The sequence below is a fragment of the Bacillus sp. FSL W8-0770 genome (assembly GCF_038008705.1).
Taxonomy (GTDB): domain Bacteria; phylum Bacillota; class Bacilli; order Bacillales; family Bacillaceae_G; genus Bacillus_A; species Bacillus_A cereus.
Genome location: NZ_JBBOZR010000001.1, coordinates 2865348 through 2888856, shown reverse-complemented (window position 1 = coordinate 2888856; position 23509 = coordinate 2865348). Strand labels below are relative to the sequence as shown.

Genomic DNA, 23509 nt, shown 5'->3' with positions numbered 1-23509 from the left:
GGAACAGCGATATGGAGAGAAATACAGTTAAAGAATATACAATTCGAACTGCTACTGAAGAGGAAAGCGATAGCATTATTACTCTATTAAAAGAAGTAGCACAATGGCTACAATATAAAGAAGTGGATCAGTGGCAGTATCTTTTAGGAGAGGAAGCTACGGCTGAAATACTAGAATGTATAAGAGAGAAATATACATATGTTGTTCTGAAAGAAGATGAAATAGTTGGTACGGTTACAGTTTCTCCTAAACAAAATGAATGGGATGAACATATTTTTGGTAAAGAGGAAGTTTCTAATTCATTATATATTCATAGATTTGCGGTGAAACGGAAGTATAAGGGGAACGGAATTGGAGAATGGATTTTACAGTGGATAGAAGAGAATGTACAACATGACAAAGAGTATTTGAAGTTAGATTGCGTGGGGCATAATCGTACGTTGAATGATTTTTATAAGAAAAATAATTTTGAATATGTTGGAAGTACGGATGGGCTTAGTAAGTTTCAAAAGAAAAGGAGAATGTGAATGCATCCAATTAACGTAAGTTTAGTTGAAAAGTTAATACAGGAACAGTTTCCCGAATGGGCCCATTTAGAAGTGAAACCTGTAAAGTTTAGTGGGCATGATAATAGGACGTTTCACTTAGGGGATGAGATGAGTGTAAGATTGCCAAGTGATGCGGCATATGCACCGCAAGTAGAGAAAGAAAATAGTTGGCTTCCTATATTAAGTAAGAGACTTTCTTTACCAATTTCTACACCAATTGCGAAAGGAAATCCGTCTGAAGCGTATCCATTGCCTTGGTCTATTAATAAGTGGATAGAGGGAGAAACAGTTACGAAACAAAATGTTCGTGATTTAAATGAATTTGCGGCGGACTTAGGATCCTTTTTAGTAGAATTGCAATCTATTAATGCGAGTAACGGCCCTTTAGCTGGAGCACATAATTTTTACAGGGGCGGACTTATATCGGTATATGATAAAGAGGCGAGAGGTGCGATCGAAAATAATAAGGACGTTTTTGATGAAATCGTATTAAAGCATCTTTGGGATTTAGCACTTCAGTCAACGTGGGAGCGTAAACCAGTTTGGGTTCATGGGGATGTTGCACCTGGAAACTTACTCGTTAAGGACGGAAAGCTTTGTGCTGTAATTGATTTTGGTATTTTAGGTGTAGGAGATCCTGCTTGTGATGCGGCGATGGCATGGACTTTTTTTGATAAGAATAGCAGAAACGTATTTAAAGAAGTATTGCGCATAGATGAAGAAACGTGGAATAGAGCAAGAGGATGGGCACTTTGGAAGGCGTTAATTACATATGATACGAATAGGGATAGTAATGAAAAAGTAGCAGAAGAATCGTATCGTATCATTCAAGTGATTGTGGATGATTATGAGAGGTAATAGAAAAGCCTATTTTAAAATAGGCTTTTTCATATGATTAAATAGTAGAAATGGAAAGAAGGAATATAACATAATTATACAGAATATTTAGATAATAGGAGGTGTCGAATTTTGAGTGAAATTGAATTAAAGAGTAATGTAATTAAGACAGGGAGAGAGAAGGGAATTATTCTTCGGTTTATACTTGCTAGTCTTGTTGGGGTGTTTATGTTTTTCGTTCCTGTTACGATAAACGGTGCATCGTCTATTATGATTGATCATATCGTATCGTGGATTAGGGCTTCGGTTCCAGGCATAGTACCTTATTATGCATTATTTGTTATGGCAATTGGTGCGATTTATCCATTTTATACGAAGAAATGGAATGCATCTATCGTAGACATTTGTTTTTCTATTTTAAAAGTAGTTGGCGTTGTTTTTGGCATATTATATTGTTTAAAAGTAGGACCAGCTTGGTTCTTTGCGCCAGATGTTGGACCGTTTTTGTATGAGAAGCTAGTCATATCAGTAAGTTTGCTCGTTCCAATTGGCTCGGCGTTTTTAGCGTTATTAGTCGGATATGGATTGCTTGAATTTATCGGTACATTTTGTCGGCCAATTATGAGGCCATTATGGAATACGCCGGGGAGATCGGCAATCGACGCAGTTGCGTCCTTCGTTGGAAGTTATTCGCTTGCTCTCCTTATTACGAATCGCGTGTATAAAGAAGGAAAGTATACGACAAAAGAAGCGGCGATTATCGCTACAGGATTTTCTACAGTATCCGCTACATTTATGATCATCATCGCAAAAACATTAGATATTATGCATTTATGGAATGTTTATTTTTGGACTACACTTGTTGTAACATTCATCGTGACTGCTATCACCGTAAGAATCCCGCCCCTCAGTAGAAAACCAGATACATATGTAACAGAAGAAGGGTTCCCAGAGCCTGTTTATAAAGAGAAAATGTTAGAACGTGCTTGGGAAGATGCGTTAGAAGTATCAAAGTCTGCACCGAGCATTATGAAAAATATTGCAGTGAATTTAAAAGATGGATTTATTATGACGATGGGAATTTTACCATCTATTATGTCAGTAGGATTAATTGGTATCGTCTTAGCGAAGTTTACGCCAATATTTGATTGGATCAGTTATATTTTCTATCCGTTTACATGGCTATTACAATTACCAGAAGCAGACTTAGCCGCTAAAGCCGCATCAGTTGGTATTGCAGAAATGTTTTTACCGTCATTATTAGTAGTAAGTGCACCAATTGTGACAAAGTTTGTTATTGCAGTTGTTTCCGTATCATCTATTTTGTTTTTCTCCGCTTCCATTCCTTGTATATTATCAACAGATATTCCATTAAAAGTATCTGAACTTATTATTTTATATGTGCAGAGAACGATTTTAACGTTACTTATTATTACGCCGATTGCTTATTTATTGCTTTAAAGTTTTAATAAGATAAAGTTATAAAAAAGAAGCCGTCTGTAAAAAGAGGGCTTCTTTTGTTTAAAAGCGGGATATTCTTATTTATTTTTCGTATATGACGTAACGCTTCTTAAGAAGATTCCTAGTCCCGCAAAAAAGAACCCTAAGCATAATAAGCTGCCTGGCGTTCCCCAAGTAATTTGATCTAGCATTTTTTATCCCCTCCCGTTTATCATTATATAGAATTTATTGGAAATTATCAAAAAATTATTTTTTTGAGGTTTACTGATGAGTCTTCCTACCTTATACGAGAAGAATATATTTGAAAAGAATTCTTCGCTCTATATTTTTATATTAGTATAATACGTTTTTGATTCTTATGATATAGTAACAACAAAGGGGGCTTAAAAATGGAAATTATTCACGAAAGAGCAAAGTTGCGGTTAATGGATAATACTGATGTCGAAACTTTGTTTTCGATTGTAGAAGGAAATCGGGATATTTGGGCGTATTTAATCTCTAAAATGGATAGTGTGCAAGATATGCAACAATACGTTCAAAAAGCGATAAAGGGCTACGGAAGAGGTAATCAAATACCTTTCGTAACCGTAGATCAACAGTCGAATAAGATTGTAGGAAGTACACGTTTATATAATATTTCAGTAGAAGATAAGACAGTTGAGTTAGGGCAAACGTGGTATCATCCGAGTGTACAACGTACGAGTATAAATACAGAGTGTAAGTATATGCTTCTTCAGTATGCTTTTGAAAAACTGCATATGCTTAGGGTACAAATTAAGACGGATGCAAGAAATGAAAAAGCACAACGAGCAATTGAAAGATTAGGCGCATTAAAAGAAGGTGTGCTTAGAAATGAAAGAAAATTACCGAATGGTTATGTGAGAGATGCGGTGGTGTACAGTATTATCTCGAGTGAATGGCCAGGCGTAAAAGAACAATTGTTAGAAAAATTAGAGTTGTATAAAGAAAAGTTATAATTCGTGTTTTGAAAGGTATATTGTTCGTGAGACATGAAAAATATACCTTTTTTCTTACAAAATGCTACTTTATTTTAATTCCTTTTGTTTCATCGTTCCCTTCTGAGAAAAAATTCGTTACAATGTAGTTGTATGGTAATAAACTTATGAATTTAAAAAATGTAATGAAAACCGCAAATGAAAATGAATTGATAATCCTCAATTTTAAATGAAAACCCTTTTATACATAAATAACAAGTAAAGTTCCTTCTTTTAAATAAACTCAAACAAAACGATTTGATATAAATGTTTTTTATAGAAGTATGGATGATGTACGGAGGCAATTACAAATGAAAGAAAATAAGAAGAGTAAGAAAAGACGAATCTTTCAAGTATTTTTACTAATGATTTGTTCTGCTATTTTATATGTAAGTTATGCAGCTTACGATATTTGGAGTTATCGTTTTAAAGCAAATGATGACGTGAAAACGGATGCTGGTATCGTACTAGGAGCAGCTTCATGGAACGGAAAACCATCTCCTGTATTTAAAGAAAGAATTAATCATGCGATTTCTTTATATAAGAACGGAAATATTAAAAAGATTATTTTTACAGGTGGTACAAAGTTCGAGGCAGAACTTGAGGAAGCACGTACTGCAAGAGTATATGCAATGAAACAAGGTGTAAAAGAGGAAGATATTTTAATTGAAACTAAATCCCTTTTCACTGAAGAAAATTTAAAAAATGCGAAGCAAGTTGGAATAGAGAACGGAATACGCACATACACGATTGTAAGTGATCCACTTCATATGAAACGCGCAATGAGAATTGCAAAACATATTAATATTGAAGCGTATGCTTCACCAACGCCGACATCAGCATATAAAACGTTAGACACAGAAATTCCATTCTTTTTTAAAGAATTATTCTCGTATATTGGATATGTAACCTCTTTGCCATTAAAGGCATTGAAGGGAGATTAACATAAGAAAAGAACCTATCCTTAAATAGGAACTTTTCTTATTAGTCAAAAACATTGTATTTTTATCGGAATAGTGAAACAATAGAGAGGTAGCTTCATATAATCATAATGAAAAAGTGAGCGGTTGATGAATCGAACATAAAGGAGATTATAGTATGGCACTCTCATTTGTTGAAACAGAAGAACAATCTTTCATTATTGCACAAATAAATAAATTGATTCCGAAGTTCATGGAAAGGGAGCATCAGCTAAGTGAATTAGGATCATTTCCGTATGAAAATATAAATGATTTGAAAGATATCGGATATACGAAATTAACGTTACCGAAGGAATTTGGTGGTAGTGCGATTTCTTTATATGACTTTGTTTTATTTCAAGAGAAAATCGCGGAAGGCTGCGGAGCTACTGCATTATCGATTGGCTGGCATCTTGGCATTGTGAAAGAGCTAGCGGAAAATCGCTCTTGGAATGATGAGATGTTCAAATGGTTTTGCGAAGAAGTACGTAATGGTGCGCTCTTTAACAGGGCAGCAACAGAACCGAAAACAGGGAGTCCGACGCGTGGCGGCAAACCAGAAACAATAGCGGTTCAACAAGGCGAGAAGTGGGTTATAAATGGAAGAAAAACTTTTACAACGATGGCGCCAGTACTTGATTATTTTATTATTTCAGCAAGTATGGAAGGCCAAGAAGAAGTTGGTGAGTTTGTTATTCCAAGAAATACACTCGGTGTATCTATTGAAGAAACGTGGGATAGCGTTGCAATGCGAGGGACTGCTAGCCACGACCTTGTCTTACAAAATGTAGAGATAGAAAGTCGCTTTTTTACAGATATAAAAGGCGGGAAAGTAAAACAAAAGGGTGTTGGCTGGTTGCTACATATACCAGCATGTTATTTAGGAATTGCACAATCAGCAAGAAATTATGCAGTTCAATTTGCGGAATCATACAAGCCAAACAGTTTAAACCATTCTATTAGTTTATTGCCGAATGTTAGAAGATTAGTTGGAGAATTAGAACTCGAGCTTATGCAAGCTCGCGTCTTTTTATATCAAATTGCGAAAAAGTACGATGAGGCAGAAGATAAACTATCACTGCAAGCAGAATTAGCAGCCGTGAAATATGCTGTAACAAATGCGGCGATATCTATAGTGGATAAATCGATGCGCATCGTAGGAGCAAAAAGTTTATCAGAAAAAAATCCGCTCCATCGTTACTATTTAAACGTCAGAGCAGGACTGCATAATCCACCGATGGATGATGCAACATTGTCTATGCTGGCGGATGCGGCGTTTCGGTCGTAGTTTTTAAAGCTTACATTTTATTGTTTATGGATATTATATTTGTTTTGAAAGCACGGGTTTGATTAGTAATCAAACCCGTGCTTTTTATGTGTATGAAGCACTTGGTTGAGATGTAGGTTTTTAATATAAATGATTATCATGGTTTTGTGATTGTTTCTTGTTGAAAAATTCTTATTGTAATGCCAGTTTGGAGGCTGTATAAACATTTTTCGTATTTAATCCCAAATTAATGGTCTTTCTAAGTTTACCGTTCGTAAATATTGTAAAAATTGACCTGCATGGACCGCATCATGATAGGCAATTCGTAATAGCATATCGCCTAAATATCGTTGATAGCCAACATCGCTTCTATCAATAAGTCTTGAATCTAGCTCGGCTATGCTTATCGATTGAACATATTCTATGAAGTCAGTAAAGTATGATTGTGCCAATTCAATTTCTTTTTTTACACAAGTAATCGGCTCGTCATCATACGGGATACGTATGTCGTTTATTGAACCGTTGTTTTTTATAATCATATGGTAGTAAAAAGTTGAACTCCATACATGACGAATCATCTCACCAAAAGACATAGCCTCAGGATCAGGCTTCCAATTAAGAAAATTATTAGGAAGAGAATTCCATAATTTTTCTGAGCGCCTTCTCGTTTCTTTCAAATTTAATATACTAAGATCAATTGCATTCATAATACATTCTCCTTTACTATTAAACTTAAAATAATTGTATCAATTTAATAGTTAGGGTATCATCGAAATATGAATGTATATCCGAATATCTCATATATAGCTAAACTAATTGCTGAACCTACAAGAGCAATCATATTAGATTGTCTAATGAATAATCAGGCACTACCTGCTAGTGAATTGGCTTATATGGCAAAAGTGTCACATCCAACAATTAGTTCGCATCTTTCTAAATTAGTAGAAGGGAATTTACTTACAGTTGAACAACATGGTAGACATCGTTACTATCGACTTGCTAATCAAGAAGTTGCAGAAGTGCTTGAAAAGTTAGGGACAATTGCACCAACAGTTCAAGTTCGCTCTTTAAAACAATCAAGCCAACTAAAACAAATTCGTTATGCTCGAACTTGTTATGATCATCTTGCAGGCAAACTCGGTGTAGAGATAACTGAAAAATTACTAGATAGGCAATTTATAATTTTAGAGGATGGAGAATACATTGTAACGGAACAAGGTAAGCAATGGTTTCTGAATTTTGGAATAAATGTTGATGAGGCAGATACAAAAAGGAGGGTATTTGCAAAACCTTGCCTTGATTGGAGTGAACGACGCTACCATATTGCCGGTTGGTTAGGATCTGCAATAGCAAAACTATTTTTTGAACAGGAATGGATTACAAAAACGGATAAGAACCGAGCTGTCCATCTTACAAAGAAAGGTGTAAAGTTATTGGAAGATCAATTAGGCATTGATATGAAAACTGAGGAAAGAAAAGCTTGAAATTAGAAAAGTCCGTCAAAATGACGGGTTTTTTCATTATGGTAGGAGTGTACATGAATAATAGGATGTTACCAATAATTGTTGCCAATAAAAAAATCTTTCTTTTCATTCTTCTTTTTTAAGTTTTAAAGGAGAAAGCTAGGCTTCTTATTTTTACTAATGTTATAATAAGAAAAAAGCACGAAAAGAGGTCATCTCATGCTAGAGGTTATTGCAACATGTTTAGAAGATGTAAAACGAATTGAAAGCGCTGGCGGGAAGCGGATTGAATTAATTTCATCTTATACAGAAGGTGGTTTAACACCGAGTTATGCTTTTATAAAAAAAGCGGTAGAAGCGGTAAGTATACCAATTCATGTTATGATTCGTCCGCATGCGAAGTCTTTTACATATACGGAAGAAGAAATTGAAATGATGAAAGAAGATATTATAGTTGCACAGAAGTTAGGAGCAGCTGGTGTAGTATTAGGCGTATTAAATGAACGAAATGAAGTGAATGAAGAGAAATTAGCGGACTTACTATCTGTTGTAGATGGAATAAATGTAACGTACCACCGTGCGATAGATGATATAGAAAATCCAGTAGAAGCGATGAGAACTTTAAAGAAGTTTCATAAAGTGACTCACGTTTTAACTTCAGGTGGACAAGGAAATATAGTAGAGAATATTCCGGTGCTTACAGAAATGCAAAAGGTAAGCGATGGTCAAATTCAGCTTGTAGCTGGAGCTGGCGTGACGAAAGAAAATATAAAGCGATTGCTAGATGAAACTGGAATCACGCAGGCGCATGTCGGTACAGCGGTAAGAGAAGGAAAATCATGTTTTTCTGAAATAGATCCTAATTTAGTACAAGAATTAGTTGAAATAATAAAATAAGTGCTTAAGAAAGAGGAGAAACGATGAAGGAAAATACAAAGAAAGAATTATTCTCTTGGGCTAAAACGATAGGTTTTACCCTTGTATTAATTGCTATTATTCGCGGTGTTTTATTTACACCTTCTTTAGTGCAAGGTGAATCAATGATGCCCACTTTAAAAAATAACGAACGAGTTCTCGTGAATAAGATTGGTTATAGTATAAGTGGATTAGATCGCTTTGATATTATCGTCTTCCACGGAAAAGAAGGATACGATTTAGTAAAACGAGTAATTGGTTTGCCAGGCGATACAGTTGAGTATAAAAATGATGTTTTATATGTAAACGGAAAAGCGATGGAAGAACCATATTTAAAAAAGTTTAAAGAAAAAGCAGTAGGTCGTGTATTAACTCCAGACTTTACGTTAGAACAAATCACTGGGAAAACGAAAGTGCCAGAAGGCCAAGTATTTGTTTTAGGGGATAATCGTGAAGTTTCTAAGGATGGTCGCATGTTTGGCTTTATTTCAGAAGATGAAATTGTCGGAAAAGGACAAGCTGTTTTCTGGCCGTTGGAACAAGTAAGAGCGTTATAAAGTGTGGTGAAGTATGGGAGAGATATTCTTCCATACTTTTTTATTTGCTTAAAATCTATTGATTGAATTGAAAGAATATTTTATAATTTTAAATTATATGTTTGTTTCGAAAAACGGAATTTAAGTTCCGTAATTCGGAACGAAAGGGAGATAGAATGAGTATAAATAAAACGGCAGTTAAGACAATGGATATTTTAGAGTTGTTTTATGAGCATGAAGAGCTAAGTTTAACTGAGATGGTTCAGCTTACAAATATGCCGAAAACATCTGTTTATCGTTTAATTGGTTCGTTGGAAGAGATGGAGTTTTTACAAAAAAACGAAAAGGGGAAATATCGTTTAGGGGTCGTATTTTTACGGTTCGGTCAACTTGTTTCACACCGATTATCAGTAAGAAATATAGCAATTCCTTATATGAAAGAACTTAGAGATAGTTTAGGACAGGCAGTTAATTTAATAATTCAAGATGATAATGAGGCAATTTACGTTGAAAAGATGGAGGGTGTTCAGCCGGTACGCGTGTATACGGCGGTTGGAAGAAGAGCACCGCTTTATGCTGGTGCATGTCCAAGAATTTTACTATCGTATTTCTCCGAGGAAGAGAAACGGAGATACATAGAGGAAGTGGATTTAAAACAGTTTGCAGATGGAACAATCGTGGATAAGGAACAATTGTTAGAAGTGTTGCAAATGGCAAAAAAGGAAGGCTACACAATTAGTTATTCTGAGTTAGAAAATCATACAGCCGCGATAGCAGCACCCATTTTCGCGAGCGATGGAACGGTTGTAGCAGGCATTAGTATTTCAGGATTAGCAATTGAGTACAGCGAAAGTAACATTTCATATTTTATTGCGAAGGTGAAAGAAACAGCGCATCGCATTTCGAAAGAACTCGGCTTTTTGGCATAGAAAGAGGGAGTAGGATGAAATTTTCTGCGTTAGGGGATCAAGCAATTATTGTTACATTTGGTGAAGAAATTAAGATGGGTATATATGAGAAAGTACAGCGGTTATTTAAAGCACTGCAGCAACATCCGTTTGCAGGAATGATTGAGTGTGTTCCGTCGTTTACTTCATTAGCTGTTTACTACAATGTATACGAAGTATGGAAGAGAAATGAGAGAAGTGAAAGGTCATATGATTACGTTCGCCAGTATATAAAGGAGCTGTGTGATTCTTATAAAGAAGAAGTAAAACAGGATATGAAACATATTTCTATACCAGTGTGCTACGGGGGAGAATATGGACCTGATTTAGAAGAGGTCGCGCATTATCACGGTTTACAAGTAGAAGATGTGATTCGAATACATAGTGAAACTATATATTTTGTATATATGCTTGGTTTTACACCAGGGTTCCCGTATTTAGGAGGACTATCAAAAGAATTAGAAACACCTAGAAAAGAAACACCACGATTACAAATCTCTCCTGGTTCAGTAGGTATTGGCGGAAATCAAACAGGTATTTATCCGCTTGAAACACCAGGTGGATGGAATATTATCGGCCGAACACCTATTGCTCTATTTAATCCGAAAGAAGAAATGCCAACATATATTCAAAGTGGTATGTATTTACGATTTATCCCGATAACGAAGGAAGAGTACGTATCACTTGAGGGGGCTAAAGAATGGATGTAGAAGTTTTGCATGCAGGAATGTTTACAACAGTCCAAGATTTAGGGCGATCTTATTATCAACAGTTTGGTGTATCTGTTGGGGGTGCTATGGATAAAAATGCGCTTAGGCTCATCAATATGTTAGTCGGTAATGAAGAGAATGAAGCAGGATTAGAAATGACGATTTTAGGTCCTAAATTGTTAATAAAGAAAACGACTTTACTCGCAATTGGTGGGGTTGATATGGAACCGTTGTTAAATGGAGAACGTATCCCATTATGGCGTCCCATTTTAGCGGAAGAAGGTAGTATGCTTTGTTTTGGAAAAGTGAAAAGTGGTTGTAGAGCGTATGTGACTTTTGCGGGTGGTATACATATTGAGCGTACAATGGGAAGCAAAAGTACGTACATACGTGCTGCGATTGGTGGTATAGAAGGAAGAATGCTGAAAAAAGGAGATTGTTTTCAAATTGGTACGTACTCAGAAATGGCGAATCGTTTCATTCAAGACTTACAAAAAGATGAGCGAATAAAAACGAAATGGGTAATTAGCAACAGCGTACTACCAAAGTATAAGAAACATCCTAAGCTTCGTGTCATAGCTGACTTTGAATACGATCAATTTACAGAAGAAAGTAGAAAGGCATTTTTTACGAAAGAGTATAAGGTATCTAATTATGCTGACCGTATGGGCTACAGGGTTGAGGGAGAAGTTTTAAATAGGATTGAAGAAAAAGAGATTTTATCGAGTCCTGTTACATTTGGAACCATTCAAGTTCCTAATGGCGGACAGCCGATTATATTAATGGCAGATAGGCAAACGACAGGTGGCTATCCGAGAATGGGAAATATCATTTCAGTAGATTTACCTCTTCTTGCCCAGCTAAAGCCGGGGGACTATGTTTCTTTTGAGAAAATTACGCTTGAAGAAGCGGAACAATTGTACATAGAACAGGAAGTAAATATGAATCTATTAAAGAAATTCATCGCTTTACGAAGCTGGAATTAGGAGGAATACATTGTGACTACAATCGATTTAAACTGTGATTTAGGAGAAAGTTTTGGAGCTTATAAAATGGGGAATGATGATGAAATTCTTCCGTTCGTTTCCTCTATAAACGTTGCTTGCGGTTTTCATGCGGGTGATCCGTCTATTATGCGTCAAACTGTTGAAAAAGCTTTGGAGCATAACGTAGCAATAGGGGCGCATCCTGGATTTCCTGATTTAATTGGATTTGGTAGAAGAAACATGAATGTTTCAGCAAGTGAAGTATACGATTATGTTTTATATCAAATCGGCGCATTAGACGGGTTTGTAAAAGTGGCTGGCGGGAAGATGCAGCACGTAAAGCCGCACGGTGCCTTATATAATATGGCGGCGTCTAATCCGGAAATTGCAGATGCAATCGCAAAGGCAATTTATCATATAAATCCAAGTCTATTACTTTACGGATTAGCAAATAGCGAGGCGTTTATACAGGCTGCAGAAAAATACAATGTAACTCTCGTACAAGAGGCTTTTGCGGATCGTACGTATAAGCAAGATGGTACATTAACGAGCCGTACAGAAGAAAATGCGCTTATAAAAGATGAAGACGAAGCGATAAAGCAAGTACTTCAAATGGTGAAAGAAGGCCATGTAAATTCGATCAATGGAGAGAAAGTAGCAGTTCAGACGCAAACGATTTGTTTACACGGTGATGGGGAAAAAGCAGTGCAATTTGCAGAAAGAATATACAGAACATTCGGGTATTATGGTATTTCTATATGTGCACCGAAATAAAAAATGAGGGGAAGTGTTGGAATTGGTGAAATTAATCGGGATATTATTAGTGGCAGTGGGCTTTTTATTTAGATTAAATACACTTTTAGTAGTTATGGTTGCAGGTATTGTTACTGGTATGGTTTCAGGATTAAGTTTTTATGATGTGATCAGCATGTTCGGTAAATTTTTCATAGAAAATAGATATATGTCTATGCCAATTATATTAACTTTACCGGTAATCGGAATTTTAGAGCGTTACGGTTTAAAAGAAAGAGCCCAAGCACTTATAACGAAATCAAAAGGAGCAACAACTGGAAGAGTATTAATGTCATATTTTACGATAAGAGAATCATCAGCAGCACTAGGGCTTAATATTGGTGGGCATGCGCAAACAGTAAGGCCGCTCGTTGCACCGATGGCAGAAGGGGCTGCGCAAGGTAAATACGGTAAACTTCCTGAAAAATTAAGAGAAAAGATTAAAGCAAACGCAGCTGCTGCGGAAAATACAGCTTGGTTTTTCGGAGAAGATATTTTCATCGCAACTGGTGCTGTTTTATTAATGAAAGGATTCTTCGATTCAGTAGGTATGCATGTCGGTGTATGGGATATGGCACTTTGGGGCATTCCGACAGCAATATCTGCACTTATTGTAAGCTGGATTAGATTTAGAAGGTTTGATAAATATATAGAGAAAACAATGAAGGCAGAAGGAAAAGAAGAGAAGGAGGCAATCTAATATGAACATCATCACAATGGATACAATCTATTATGTATTAGGGATAATTGTTGCTTTTATCGCTGTTCGTATTGCATTCGATCGTGAACATCCAAACAGATTCGGTTCTAGTTTATTTTGGGCATTGTTTGCAGTTACATTTTTATTTGGAAATGTAATTCCTTCGTTTTACGTTGGCTGTATCGTGCTCGCTATGGTCGTTTTAGCCTCGCTAAATAAAGTGACAAAATCAGAGGAAAAAGAAGTTCCAGTACAAGAACGTGTAAAACATGCTGAGAAATTAAAAAATAAAATTTTTATGCCTGCACTATTAATTCCTATTTTTACAATTATCGGTACGTTGACGTTAGGGAAAATTAAATGGGGAAATGTCTCTCTTGTTGATCCAGATAAAGTAACTTTAGTTGCATTAGCGCTTGGTGCATTACTCGCATTTGTCGCGGCGATGCGTATTACAAAATCGAAAATAACAACGCCTGTTCAAGAAGGAAGCAGACTATTACAAGCTGTCGGCTGGGCTGTTATTTTACCACAAATGTTAGCGGCACTTGGCGGTATTTTTGCGAAGTCGGGCGTTGGACAAGTCGTTTCTGATTTAGTCGGACAAGTGTTACCGACAGAGTATCCGTTCGTTGCTGTTATGGCGTACTGTTTAGGCATGATGCTATTTACAGTCGTAATGGGAAATGCATTCGCAGCGTTTGCTGTTATTACTGGCGGAATTGGCTTACCTTTAATAGTTCAAATGCACGGCGGAAACCCAGCAATTATGGCAGCACTCGGTATGTTTGCTGGATATTGCGGAACACTGCTTACGCCAATGGCAGCAAACTTTAATATCGTACCTGCGATGCTTTTAGAGCTAAAGGATAAAAATGCGGTTATTAAAGCGCAAGTACCAATTGCTCTTTCAATTTTTATCATAAATATGTTTATTATGTACGGCCTTGTATATCGTTTTTAATTAGGAGGATAAAACTATGAAAACAGTATTATTAACAGGGTTTGATCCGTTTGGCGGAGAAAATATCAATCCAGCTTGGGAAGTAGCAAAAGGTTTGCATGAAAAAACAATTGGAGAATACAAGATAATAAGCAAACAAATACCAACTGTATTTCATAAATCAATAAGCGTATTAAAAGAGTATATAGAAGAACTAGCGCCGGAAATTATTATATGTATCGGACAAGCTGGGGGCAGACCAGATATTACGATAGAACGTGTCGCAATTAATATTGATGATGCAAGAATTGCTGATAATGAAGGGAATCAGCCAGTAGATGTACCGGTTGTAGAAGAAGGAGCGATTGCGTATTGGTCTACACTTCCGATGAAAGCAATCGTAAAAAAACTTCGCGAAGAGGGCATACCGTCATCTGTTTCACAGACGGCAGGCACATTCGTTTGTAATCACTTATTCTATGGACTTATGCATGAACTAGAGAAACATGATAAGAAAATAAAAGGCGGATTCATTCATATTCCGTTTTTACCAGAACAAGCGAGTAACTATCCAGGGCAACCGAGTATGTCACTTTCTACTATTCGTAAGGGAATAGAATTGGCAATTGAAGTAACGATGACAGTTGAAGTAGATATTGTAGAGATTGGGGGCGCAACGCATTAAGTAAAATGAATTGTACAACACCTCCTGTAAACAACTGGTATAATAAGAATAGGAAAATACATAGAGGTGATTTTTGTGCAACAATTTGAAGAAGTTCGTTCAATTTTAGAAAAAGCGAAGAAAATTACAGTATTAACAGGCGCTGGTGCAAGTACGGAAAGTGGTATCCCAGATTTCCGTTCAGCAAATGGATTGTATGCTGATGCGAATGTGGAGATGTACTTATCAAGAGGGTATTATAACCGAAGTCCGAAAGAATTTTGGAAGCATTATAAAGAAATCTTTCAAATTAATACGTTCCATCAATATAAACCAAATCGTGGACATCGTTTTTTAGCTGAGCTAGAAGAACAAGGGAAAGATATTACGATTTTAACGCAAAATATTGACGGTTTACATCAATTAGGTGGCAGTAAACATGTCATTGATTTACATGGAACACTTCAAACAGCACATTGTCCGAAGTGTAAAGCGGGATATGATTTACAGTATATGATTGATCATGAAGTGCCGCGTTGTCAGAAGTGTAATTTCATTTTAAATCCAGACGTTGTTTTATACGGAGATACACTGCCTCAATATCAAAATGCGATGAAACGTTTATATGAAACAGATGTACTTATCGTTTTAGGAACGTCGTTAAAAGTACAACCTGTCGCTTCATTCCCACAAATCGCAAAGAGGGAAATCGGGGCAACGACAATTTTAGTAAATGAAGAGTTAACAGGACAAGAATATAACTTTGATTTTGTTTTTCAAAATAAGATTGGTGAGTTTGTTGAAGGGTTATCTTCAATGAAATAAGTTAACGAAAACACTGGGGTGTATAGAGAACACCTCAGTTTTTTGTTTGAAGAAAATTCATGTTATGACGAATTAAGGGGAATGGTAATAAATAGGATATAAAATTAAAAAACTGAAAATTAAATCTTTTATTTCTTTTGTAATTAATATAAAATTCTATATATATCATATAAATAAATTTGATACATAATGGTTCTATGTAGAAATGTTAATAGAATGAAGCGAGGGAGCGAAATGAGACAGAAAAAGGAGCAGAAGAAACAATCGAAAAAGAAAAAGACCCATATTCCTTTTCGGTTAAATGTACTATTTTTTATCGTCTTTCTTTTATTTTCAGCTATTATAATTCAATTAGGTAAAGTACAAATCATTGATGGAGAAACGTATAGAAATGAAGTGAACAAAAAGGAAGATGTAACGGTAAGCACGCCTGTTCCTAGAGGGAAAATGTTTGATCGGCAAGGCCAAGTGATTGTAAATAACAAACCACTACGAACCGTTACATATACGAAAATGAAAGGGGTAGATTCGAAAGAAGTTTTACAAGTAGCAAGGCAGTTAGCGCAGCTAATAGAAATGTCACCAGAAGATATAGATAAGTTGACAGAAACAGATAAAAAAGATTTTTGGATGCAGTTAAATGAAAAGCGAGCAGCTGCAAAAGTGACAAAAGAAGATGATAGTAAATTTAGGGAGCAAGAAATAGAAGGAAAAGAATTAGATAAAAAAGTAGAAGAGTTACGTAGGGAAAGAATTACGCAAGAAGAATTAAGCGAGCTTTCAAAAGAGGATTTAGAAGTACTAGCAATTAAAAGTAAAATGAATGCGGGATATAAAATGACGCCGCAAATCGTAAAAAAAGATGTAAGTCAAAATGAATACGCAGTCGTAAGTGAAAGATTGGCAAGTTTGCCAGGAGTGGATACGACAGTGGACTGGGAACGTGAATACCCAAATGATAAAATACTTCGTTCCATCCTTGGTAGCGTTTCTACTGAAAATGAGGGCTTGCCAAGAGAACAATTAGATTATTATTTAGTTCGTGATTATAATCGAAACGACCGTATTGGTAAAAGTTACATCGAAAAACAATACGAAGATGCACTACACGGAACGAAAGAACAGTCTAAAAATATTATGGATAAAGCAGGGAAGATTGTTCGAACAGAAAAAGTGACTGAAGGAAAAAGTGGAAATAACTTGATGTTAACAGTCGATATGGATTTACAGAAAAGAGTAGAGGGAAGCCTTGAAAAGAATTTACGAGCCTTTCATGCTGCAGAGCCGATGATGGATCGTGCGTTCGTAGTAATGATGAATCCGAAAAACGGTCAAATTTTATCAATGGCAGGAAAGAAAATTGTAAATAAAGATGGCGGTATGCAAATAGAAGATTATGCATTAGGAACGATGACAAGTTCTTATGAGTTAGGGTCAACTGTAAAAGGTGCTACTTTATTAACTGGATATCAAACAGAAGCGATTAAGCCGTATACACATTTCTTTGATGCACCAATGTATTTTAAAGGAAGTTCTAAGCCGAAGAAATCGTGGAAAGAATTTGGGGATATTGATGATTTAAGAGCTTTGCAAGTGTCATCGAACGTTTATATGTTTAATACGGCTTTAAAAATGGCAGGCATTAATTATGTCCCAAACAATCCATTGGACATTAAACAAGAAACATTTAATAAAATGCGCTACTATTTTAGACAATTTGGCCTAGGTGTGTCGACTGGTATTGACCTGCCAAATGAATCAATTGGTCAAGTAGGTAGAACTGATAACATACCCGGATTTTTACTTGATTACGCGATTGGACAGTATGATACATATACGCCGCTTCAGCTTGCACAATATATTTCAACCATTGCAAATGGCGGTTACCGAATGAAACCACAAATTGTACAAGAAGTTAGAGAGCAACCGAATAGACCAGAGGATGTAGGAAAAGTCGTTCGGTCGATTGAACCAGTTGTATTAAATCGAGTGGATATGGACACTTCGTACATTAATCATGTAAAAGAAGGATTTAGAAGAGTTTTTCAAGAAGCTGACGGAACAGGTACCGGAACGTTTAAAGGTCTACCATATAAACCAGCGGGAAAAACAGGAACAGCTGAGACAGTATATGGTGGAGAAAGTGATATTGGAAGAGATGAGAACAACAACCGAAAAAAATGTTATAATTTAACTCTTGCCGGTTATGCACCATATGATGCTGATCCGGAAGTAGCTTTTTCAGTTGTTGTACCATGGGTGAATGATGATAAATCAGGAATTAATTCTGCGATTGGTAAAGAAATTTTGGATGCGTATTTTGAGTTAAAAACAAATAGATCAAATGCAAATTCAATTCCAGTAGAACAACCGAACAAGGCACAGTAAAAATAGTATCACTGCATGGAAACATATTGTGCAGTGATATATTTTTTGAGTTAAAAAGCGCTTTATAAGGTGGGAATGGATATGAAAAAGGAGATTAAGAGAGGCTGGGGCAAGTACATACTATTTATATTGGTGATAGTCATAGGCTACCATTCTTTTACTTTATGTAAGGTGGAAGGGGAATCGATGCAGCCGACTTTATATGAAGAAGACTACGTATTTGTAAATAAAGCAGTAGTACGTCTTTCTAATTTACAACACGGAGAAATTGTCATTATAAAGGAAGCGGATGAATCGAAATATTATGTGAAACGTGTAATAGGGCTTCCTGGTGATGTAATTAACATAACGAACGGAAAGGTATATGTGAACGATAAAAAGCAAGAAGAACCATATACAAACAAAGATTTATTTAACAACACACAAGTGTTTTATAACTTTCAAAAGACAAAAATTCCGCCAAATAAGTTATTTGTAATGGGAGATAACCGCGAAGTAAGTAGAGATAGTCGAAATGGCTTAGGATATATTGAAGAAGATAACATAATTGGCAAGGTGGAATTTGTATATTATCCTTTTTCAAAAATGAAAATAATAGAATAAGTGGGAGAGGAGCAAAACCCCACTTATTAAAGTTTCACTTTATTTTCTTTAAAAAACCTTTTGGATTAAATGATATGAAAAATTTATGTTTAGACTCGTCGATTATGAAGTTATTATTTTTAGTTAAAAACTCATCCACAGCCTCCATCGGGCCAGGCCCCCAATCGGGAAGAAGCGGATGTCCATTAATGGAGGTATCTTCTACAATCATATAACTGCCAGTAGTGACGATAGATTTATATAGTAATAGTTCTTTGGATACATGCTCTTTACTATGATCAGAATCTAAAATAACTAAAACCACATCATCAGGTTTGCGCATGCTTACTATTGTTTGGACGGCCTGCACAGAAACAGAAGATGCTGTTAAATACGTAATCCGATTATGTGATGGTCGATTTGGCTGCGGAGTTATATCGATAGTAAGTACGTGACCTTTTCCAATTAAATCTAACATAGAAGCTAAATACAGTGCACTACCACCGTGAAAAGTCCCGCATTCAATAATTAAATCGGGCTTTAATTCATAAATGATTTCTTGATACAAAAAGAGATCAGAGGGAAGTTTACAGATTGGAACCCCGAACCAGTGTGTATCGTTTAACCATACGAGGCTGTTGTAATATTGGTTTAGAAATTCATTGCTTATATTATCGATTTTAAATTCTCCTTTCTAAAAAGGATTCTCTCGTTTGACGTAAAGTGTTTACGCATGAAAGTTGTACTATATATTATGTAGTAAGGAATTGTAAGGCGAGTGTTTTTACTTGAAAATAAGCCAAATAACTCATGTGGAAAATGAAAGGAAATGATCGTATGTACAAATACACAATTTGCTTTATTAGAAAAAGCGATAAAATACTGCTATTAAATAGAAATAAAAAGCCGAATATGGGGATGTGGAATGGTGTTGGAGGAAAAATAGAAGATAATGAAACGCCATACGAAGGAATAATTAGAGAAACATTTGAGGAAACGGGCATAGAACTTTCAAGTGTAACGTATAAAGGGACTGTTGGTTTTAAAGGTAAAGATGAGCCCCAGGCTAGTGAAGGAATGTATGTGTTCGTTGCTGATTTGCCAGATGGAATGCAAATGAATACACCATTACGTACGGCTGAAGGTCTATTAGAATGGAAAGAAATTGATTGGATATTAGATGGTGATAATAGAGGAGTAGTTAGCAATTTACCAAAATACTTACCGACAGTATTAACAGAAGAAAATAAGTTAGAACATATGTTTACGTATGATAACCGGAATATTATTCATTACACAACTGCATGTTTGACAGAAGATGATGCGAACAAGCGATATGAAAAACAACTCATTTCTCAATAGAAGAGGAAAGTGAAAAATCACGTTTTTGCTCTTATCATATATGCGAGGTGATTATATGTTTCAGAAATACAATTCATTGGTCATAATTGTAATATGCATGATATAACTTTTCTTATTATGAAAGAGTAGAGAACATATGTAAACGGAGCAAAAAGGAGGTGGCTTTGCCACCTCTTTTTGTTAGCTACAAATCGCCTTAATCATAAAACGATGTTGCTTCACATCAAAATAACCTTTTTGTAAGATGATTTCATGTATACGATATAATTCCTCACAATACCTTTCAACAGTAAAATCAGGAATTTGCCACGGAATTGCTTTTAAATAATAGACGATAGCGCCAATGTCATAAAAGCGTTGGAAAGGGAATTCCTCTTTTGCATCTAAGATAGTAAATCTATTTTGCTTTAACTCACTGCATGCGGTTTCCAGAGACCAACTTGCAAATTCGCTATTTAGTGGTGAGCCAAACTGCTCATTAAGTTCCGCGCAATCAAGACCGCCAACTTGTTGTGTAAGAAAAACGCCACTTGGAGAAAGAATTCCGTTTACCTCAGAAGCAGCATACGATTCATGTTGATTTATAATTAAATTAAATTGACCATCTTGAAATGGCAAAGCAGTATCATCGGTCACTTCTACAACGGTAACCCCTAAAGGCTCTAATTTCTTTCGAGCAATTGGCACATTTGGAGCGTAGCCCTCAGTAGCGAATATAGTTGACGGGAACGGTTGTAACATAGATAAAAACTCTCCGTCGCCAGTACCCATATCGAGCATTGATTCTGCACGTTGCATAAGCTGAAAAGTAGTACTGCCGTATGACCACGATAAAGGCTCGCTCTTCATTCGACCTGTTTCTGAAATGAAAGAAAAATCCCAGCCGCTAAAATGTGTATTTGCACTTTCTAATAAAGTTAAAAATAATGGATCACGTTTCATAATTATGTCCTCCTATTTTTTTAATGGATGATATGATGAGAAAAGAAAAAGGGAGGACCTCTTATTAAAGTGGAACGGTTTTATGTTTCGTGTTCGAATAGATTCATATAAAGTTACTCCTTGTGAGAATTGTTATTTATATATTCGGGTTAATTGAGTGAAAATCCTTTGAGGGTATAAAAGAAGGCAGTTGTTTAATGAAAAAATAAATTGAGTTATCTAATTTTATAGTGTAATTGTTCATCCATACGCATAAAAAAATTATTCTCTCCATAAAATAGTAAAATTATATTGGAGGTTGAATTATGAAAAAATTTAGTGTATTTTCAATAACATTGATGACTTTTGGAATGTTATTATTTGGATTAAATAGGATAATAGATAGCTATTCTGAGCCTATTATCCTATTAGGGTATATTTCTTTTTTAATTGGAGTGGTTCTGAGTATTATAGCGATTGCTAGACGTGAAGATGGAAGATTAAAATTCATATCACTTATCTCTTTCTTTGTTCTCCTGTTTTTCATTACTTGGTTTGAGTCGTTTCAGGTACTACAAATTATTACTTGGCTAAAAAATATCTATTAAAATTTAAATTGTTGGTAAAAATGGGAAACCTTAAATTTAGGTTTCTTTTTATTATATTCGATTATCAATATTAAAACTTATTAGAGCTATTAATAAAAGAAATAGATATATAAACCGAGTGTAAAAATATTTTAATTCTTTGAAAACATTCAGCGATTTAGTATTCTTTATATATGGAATATTTTGTTTATGCGAAAAGAGGGCAAGGTGCTATATGAAAAGAATGAAAAATGTAATGTTAGTATTGTTATGTTTCTTATGTTTAAGTGGGTGTAATTATAAAGATGACGATCAGGTGAAAAAATATGTGAAAAAAAAGCACGGAATTGATGTGATTGTAACACATTGGGGTGCTATAAACGAAGGGAATATGGGGCATACATATCATACTGTTCAAGCAAAAAATAACAAAAATATTCAATTTAGAGTAGAGGTAGATGGCTTCTTATATTCAAGAATAAAAGGTGATGAATATCAATACGGAAAAAAAACATATGAGGAATATAAGAAATTTAAACCAATGCTAGAAGAAATTAAAAAATTAGGTTACGTGGAACCAGAAAATAAAAATGTTTTTCAATATATAGTGGATGATGATATAGAGGAGAAACCAACGGATAAGTTATTATTAACTTTAAAAACGAGTGACAAGATTGATTACAGTCAATTTGAATCAAAAGAATTAGATCGTTTATATGCTCTAATTCAATTCATTCAGAAGAGTAATAGAAAGATAACAACACTTGAAATTGAGGATTATAATGGTGAATCTATAGGTTTCCCTTTTCAAAATGTGCAAAAAGCTATAACGAAAGAAGAACTGCTTTTAACAATGAAAAACACTGTAAGCGGTTATTGGACATATTTGATTCAAACTGAAACAAAAGTAGGCGTAAGGTTAAATGAAATTCAAAATGATCGTTTTGTAATTGAGGATATTACTTGTCCACACCCGAAAGACGGCAATTGTCTAGAGTATGAATTGACTTTAGTTTTCAATGACAGTGAGATAAAATATAGAAATGATCCATATGTAATAGATGATTTGAGAAAGGTAGTCACTATTCTTAAAGAAGAACTATATAATAAGGAATTTAACATATATTTAAGGAACAAGGATGGAACAAGTTATTCACTCTGGCTATCATCCGAAAAAATTAAGGAAAGTAATAACATAGAAGAGTTAGTAAAATAATGATATAAAGAAGAAATTTAAAGTACTTTTTATGTTTGTTATTTCTGTATTCAAAAGGAAAACCGCTTATGCTTCATTTTTGAAGCATAAGCGGTTTTGTTTAAAATACTTAAAAAGAAAAATTTTTTGGTAAAGTACCACTTTTTATTACTGTTCTTAGTCCATGTTTTATAATCCAAGGTTTAATAGGATGCTGTTTATCACGTAATTGCTGTAACCACTGAAAAACGAGTTCTTTATCTTCTTTCGTAATATCGTTAATATGATTGGCTACAGATTTTTGAACATATTTAGAAGGGTCATTCATTAATGGTTCAAGAAGCTGTAAATTGTACTTAAAATCATCTTTTAGAGCTCCTATTTTTTTAGCCCAAGGAAGCCTTGGTCTTGTACCTTCAGAAACTAATCTTCTAATGTGGCTGTTTTCGTCATAAATCCACTGTTGTAATATATTTAGTGTGTCTTCATGGTATGTTTCAAGAAAAGGCCGAATGGCATATTCAGCAGTATTTCTTTTCGTTATTTCATACATGGCGTTGAATGAGGTTTCAAAGTCGTTAAGTCCATATTTTTCAACGTATTTTGCAAGAGGCATGTACATATATCCGTTTGTAAATGTGCCTACTTCTGTTGTATTTTCTGGGCCTAATGTTTTTAGTAATATATGTATTGCTTCATTAAAATCTTTTTGTAATGCATTATGTAATTCATCTGCTATTACTTCAATACGCTGCTTTAACTCTAAATTTTCAACTTTACATGTTACGGAAGATACAAAGTTTCTTTTAGAGAAAGTAGGATCGTGTTTACAAATAGAATCAGCCATTTTTTCTGCTAATTCTTCGTTAAATAAAAATTTTAACGGAACATATTTACCCATTTTTTCACCTCAGTGGTCAAATGAA

General features: G+C 35.1%; 26 protein-coding genes. 22 read left to right on the top strand and 4 right to left on the bottom strand.

Annotated features, from left to right (window positions below):
• Positions 1 to 11: 11 nt before the first annotated feature.
• The 6 genes from NST27_RS14920 (at position 12) to NST27_RS14895 (ending at position 6088) form a co-directional block, all read left to right on the top strand.
• Complete coding sequence (locus NST27_RS14920; protein WP_000440851.1) at positions 12 to 527, top strand: GNAT family N-acetyltransferase; 516 nt, start codon at positions 12 to 14, stop codon at positions 525 to 527.
• Entirely contained in the window at positions 528 to 1406 is an 879-nt protein-coding gene (locus NST27_RS14915) for an aminoglycoside phosphotransferase family protein (protein ID WP_000553364.1), read from the top strand.
• 111 nt (positions 1407 to 1517) lie between these two features.
• Positions 1518 to 2846 carry a YjiH family protein gene (locus NST27_RS14910; protein WP_001289414.1) on the top strand — a complete coding sequence of 443 codons (1329 nt, stop codon included), beginning with the start codon at positions 1518 to 1520 and terminating at the stop codon, positions 2844 to 2846.
• Positions 2847 to 3235: 389 nt separating this feature from the next.
• Positions 3236 to 3823 (top strand): GNAT family N-acetyltransferase, encoded by a 588-nt coding sequence (locus NST27_RS14905; protein WP_000402583.1) that lies wholly within the window; start codon positions 3236 to 3238, stop codon positions 3821 to 3823.
• Positions 3824 to 4152: 329 nt separating this feature from the next.
• Positions 4153 to 4785, top strand: a complete 633-nt coding sequence (locus NST27_RS14900) for a YdcF family protein (RefSeq protein ID WP_000662216.1) — start codon at positions 4153 to 4155, stop codon at positions 4783 to 4785.
• 154 nt (positions 4786 to 4939) lie between these two features.
• A complete protein-coding gene (locus tag NST27_RS14895; protein WP_001218341.1) occupies positions 4940 to 6088 on the top strand; it encodes an acyl-CoA dehydrogenase family protein in 1149 nt (382 codons plus the stop codon).
• Positions 6089 to 6303: 215 nt separating this feature from the next.
• Here the strand turns inward: NST27_RS14895 and NST27_RS14890 are convergent, their stop codons facing one another.
• On the bottom strand, positions 6304 to 6774 hold the full coding sequence (locus tag NST27_RS14890; protein WP_000991284.1) for a DinB family protein: 471 nt from the start codon (positions 6772 to 6774) through the stop codon (positions 6304 to 6306).
• Positions 6775 to 6843: 69 nt separating this feature from the next.
• Here NST27_RS14890 and NST27_RS14885 point away from each other — a divergent pair, with 69 nt between their 5' ends.
• From NST27_RS14885 to lepB (NST27_RS14825), 13 genes are all read left to right on the top strand, one after another.
• Positions 6844 to 7551 (top strand): ArsR/SmtB family transcription factor, encoded by a 708-nt coding sequence (locus NST27_RS14885; RefSeq protein ID WP_001103809.1) that lies wholly within the window; start codon positions 6844 to 6846, stop codon positions 7549 to 7551.
• Between the two features lie 198 nt (positions 7552 to 7749).
• Complete coding sequence (locus NST27_RS14880) at positions 7750 to 8427, top strand: copper homeostasis protein CutC (RefSeq protein ID WP_000895112.1); 678 nt, start codon at positions 7750 to 7752, stop codon at positions 8425 to 8427.
• Positions 8428 to 8450: 23 nt separating this feature from the next.
• Entirely contained in the window at positions 8451 to 9002 is a 552-nt protein-coding gene (gene lepB, locus NST27_RS14875; protein ID WP_000662498.1) for a signal peptidase I, read from the top strand.
• A gap of 155 nt (positions 9003 to 9157) precedes the next feature.
• Positions 9158 to 9910 (top strand): IclR family transcriptional regulator, encoded by a 753-nt coding sequence (locus NST27_RS14870; RefSeq protein ID WP_000026357.1) that lies wholly within the window; start codon positions 9158 to 9160, stop codon positions 9908 to 9910.
• Positions 9911 to 9924: 14 nt separating this feature from the next.
• A complete protein-coding gene (gene pxpB / locus NST27_RS14865; protein WP_000672274.1) occupies positions 9925 to 10638 on the top strand; it encodes a 5-oxoprolinase subunit PxpB in 714 nt (237 codons plus the stop codon).
• Positions 10629 to 11624 carry a 5-oxoprolinase subunit C family protein gene (locus NST27_RS14860; protein ID WP_000382258.1) on the top strand — a complete coding sequence of 332 codons (996 nt, stop codon included), beginning with the start codon at positions 10629 to 10631 and terminating at the stop codon, positions 11622 to 11624. The genes pxpB and NST27_RS14860 overlap by 10 nt, the downstream gene beginning before the upstream one ends.
• 12 nt (positions 11625 to 11636) lie before the next feature.
• Positions 11637 to 12398: a 5-oxoprolinase subunit PxpA gene (gene pxpA / locus NST27_RS14855; protein ID WP_000207314.1), complete on the top strand. Its 762-nt coding sequence runs from the start codon at positions 11637 to 11639 to the stop codon at positions 12396 to 12398.
• Positions 12399 to 12420: 22 nt separating this feature from the next.
• On the top strand, positions 12421 to 13116 hold the full coding sequence (locus NST27_RS14850) for a DUF969 domain-containing protein (protein ID WP_047386422.1): 696 nt from the start codon (positions 12421 to 12423) through the stop codon (positions 13114 to 13116).
• A 1-nt stretch (position 13117) separates the two neighbouring features.
• On the top strand, positions 13118 to 14080 hold the full coding sequence (locus NST27_RS14845) for a DUF979 domain-containing protein (protein ID WP_001021658.1): 963 nt from the start codon (positions 13118 to 13120) through the stop codon (positions 14078 to 14080).
• 16 nt (positions 14081 to 14096) lie between these two features.
• The gene (pcp, locus tag NST27_RS14840) at positions 14097 to 14744 is read left to right on the top strand and encodes a pyroglutamyl-peptidase I (RefSeq protein ID WP_000859703.1); all 648 of its coding nucleotides are present in this window, start codon (positions 14097 to 14099) and stop codon (positions 14742 to 14744) included.
• A gap of 75 nt (positions 14745 to 14819) precedes the next feature.
• On the top strand, positions 14820 to 15548 hold the full coding sequence (locus NST27_RS14835; protein ID WP_001183799.1) for an NAD-dependent protein deacylase: 729 nt from the start codon (positions 14820 to 14822) through the stop codon (positions 15546 to 15548).
• Between the two features lie 234 nt (positions 15549 to 15782).
• Positions 15783 to 17936, top strand: a complete 2154-nt coding sequence (locus tag NST27_RS14830; RefSeq protein WP_001249202.1) for a peptidoglycan D,D-transpeptidase FtsI family protein — start codon at positions 15783 to 15785, stop codon at positions 17934 to 17936.
• Positions 17937 to 18017: 81 nt separating this feature from the next.
• On the top strand, positions 18018 to 18539 hold the full coding sequence (gene lepB / locus NST27_RS14825; protein WP_001986493.1) for a signal peptidase I: 522 nt from the start codon (positions 18018 to 18020) through the stop codon (positions 18537 to 18539).
• Between the two features lie 34 nt (positions 18540 to 18573).
• On the opposite strand, the gene NST27_RS14820 is transcribed toward lepB (NST27_RS14825), so the two are convergent.
• On the bottom strand, positions 18574 to 19197 hold the full coding sequence (locus NST27_RS14820; protein ID WP_080008954.1) for a cephalosporin hydroxylase family protein: 624 nt from the start codon (positions 19195 to 19197) through the stop codon (positions 18574 to 18576).
• Between the two features lie 158 nt (positions 19198 to 19355).
• Here NST27_RS14820 and NST27_RS14815 point away from each other — a divergent pair, with 158 nt between their 5' ends.
• Positions 19356 to 19880, top strand: coding sequence for an NUDIX hydrolase (locus NST27_RS14815; protein WP_000280182.1), 525 nt, complete (start codon positions 19356 to 19358; stop codon positions 19878 to 19880).
• A gap of 180 nt (positions 19881 to 20060) precedes the next feature.
• Here the strand turns inward: NST27_RS14815 and NST27_RS14810 are convergent, their stop codons facing one another.
• Positions 20061 to 20822, bottom strand: a complete 762-nt coding sequence (locus tag NST27_RS14810; RefSeq protein WP_000817578.1) for a methyltransferase domain-containing protein — start codon at positions 20820 to 20822, stop codon at positions 20061 to 20063.
• A 305-nt stretch (positions 20823 to 21127) separates the two neighbouring features.
• On the opposite strand from NST27_RS14810, the gene NST27_RS14805 reads away from it, so the two are divergent.
• Positions 21128 to 21409, top strand: a complete 282-nt coding sequence (locus tag NST27_RS14805) for a hypothetical protein (protein WP_000714729.1) — start codon at positions 21128 to 21130, stop codon at positions 21407 to 21409.
• Between the two features lie 214 nt (positions 21410 to 21623).
• Complete coding sequence (locus NST27_RS14800; RefSeq protein WP_047386416.1) at positions 21624 to 22604, top strand: hypothetical protein; 981 nt, start codon at positions 21624 to 21626, stop codon at positions 22602 to 22604.
• Between the two features lie 109 nt (positions 22605 to 22713).
• Here NST27_RS14800 and NST27_RS14795 read toward each other — a convergent pair whose 3' ends face one another.
• Positions 22714 to 23484, bottom strand: coding sequence for a DNA alkylation repair protein (locus tag NST27_RS14795; RefSeq protein WP_000521708.1), 771 nt, complete (start codon positions 23482 to 23484; stop codon positions 22714 to 22716).
• Positions 23485 to 23509: the final 25 nt, after the last annotated feature.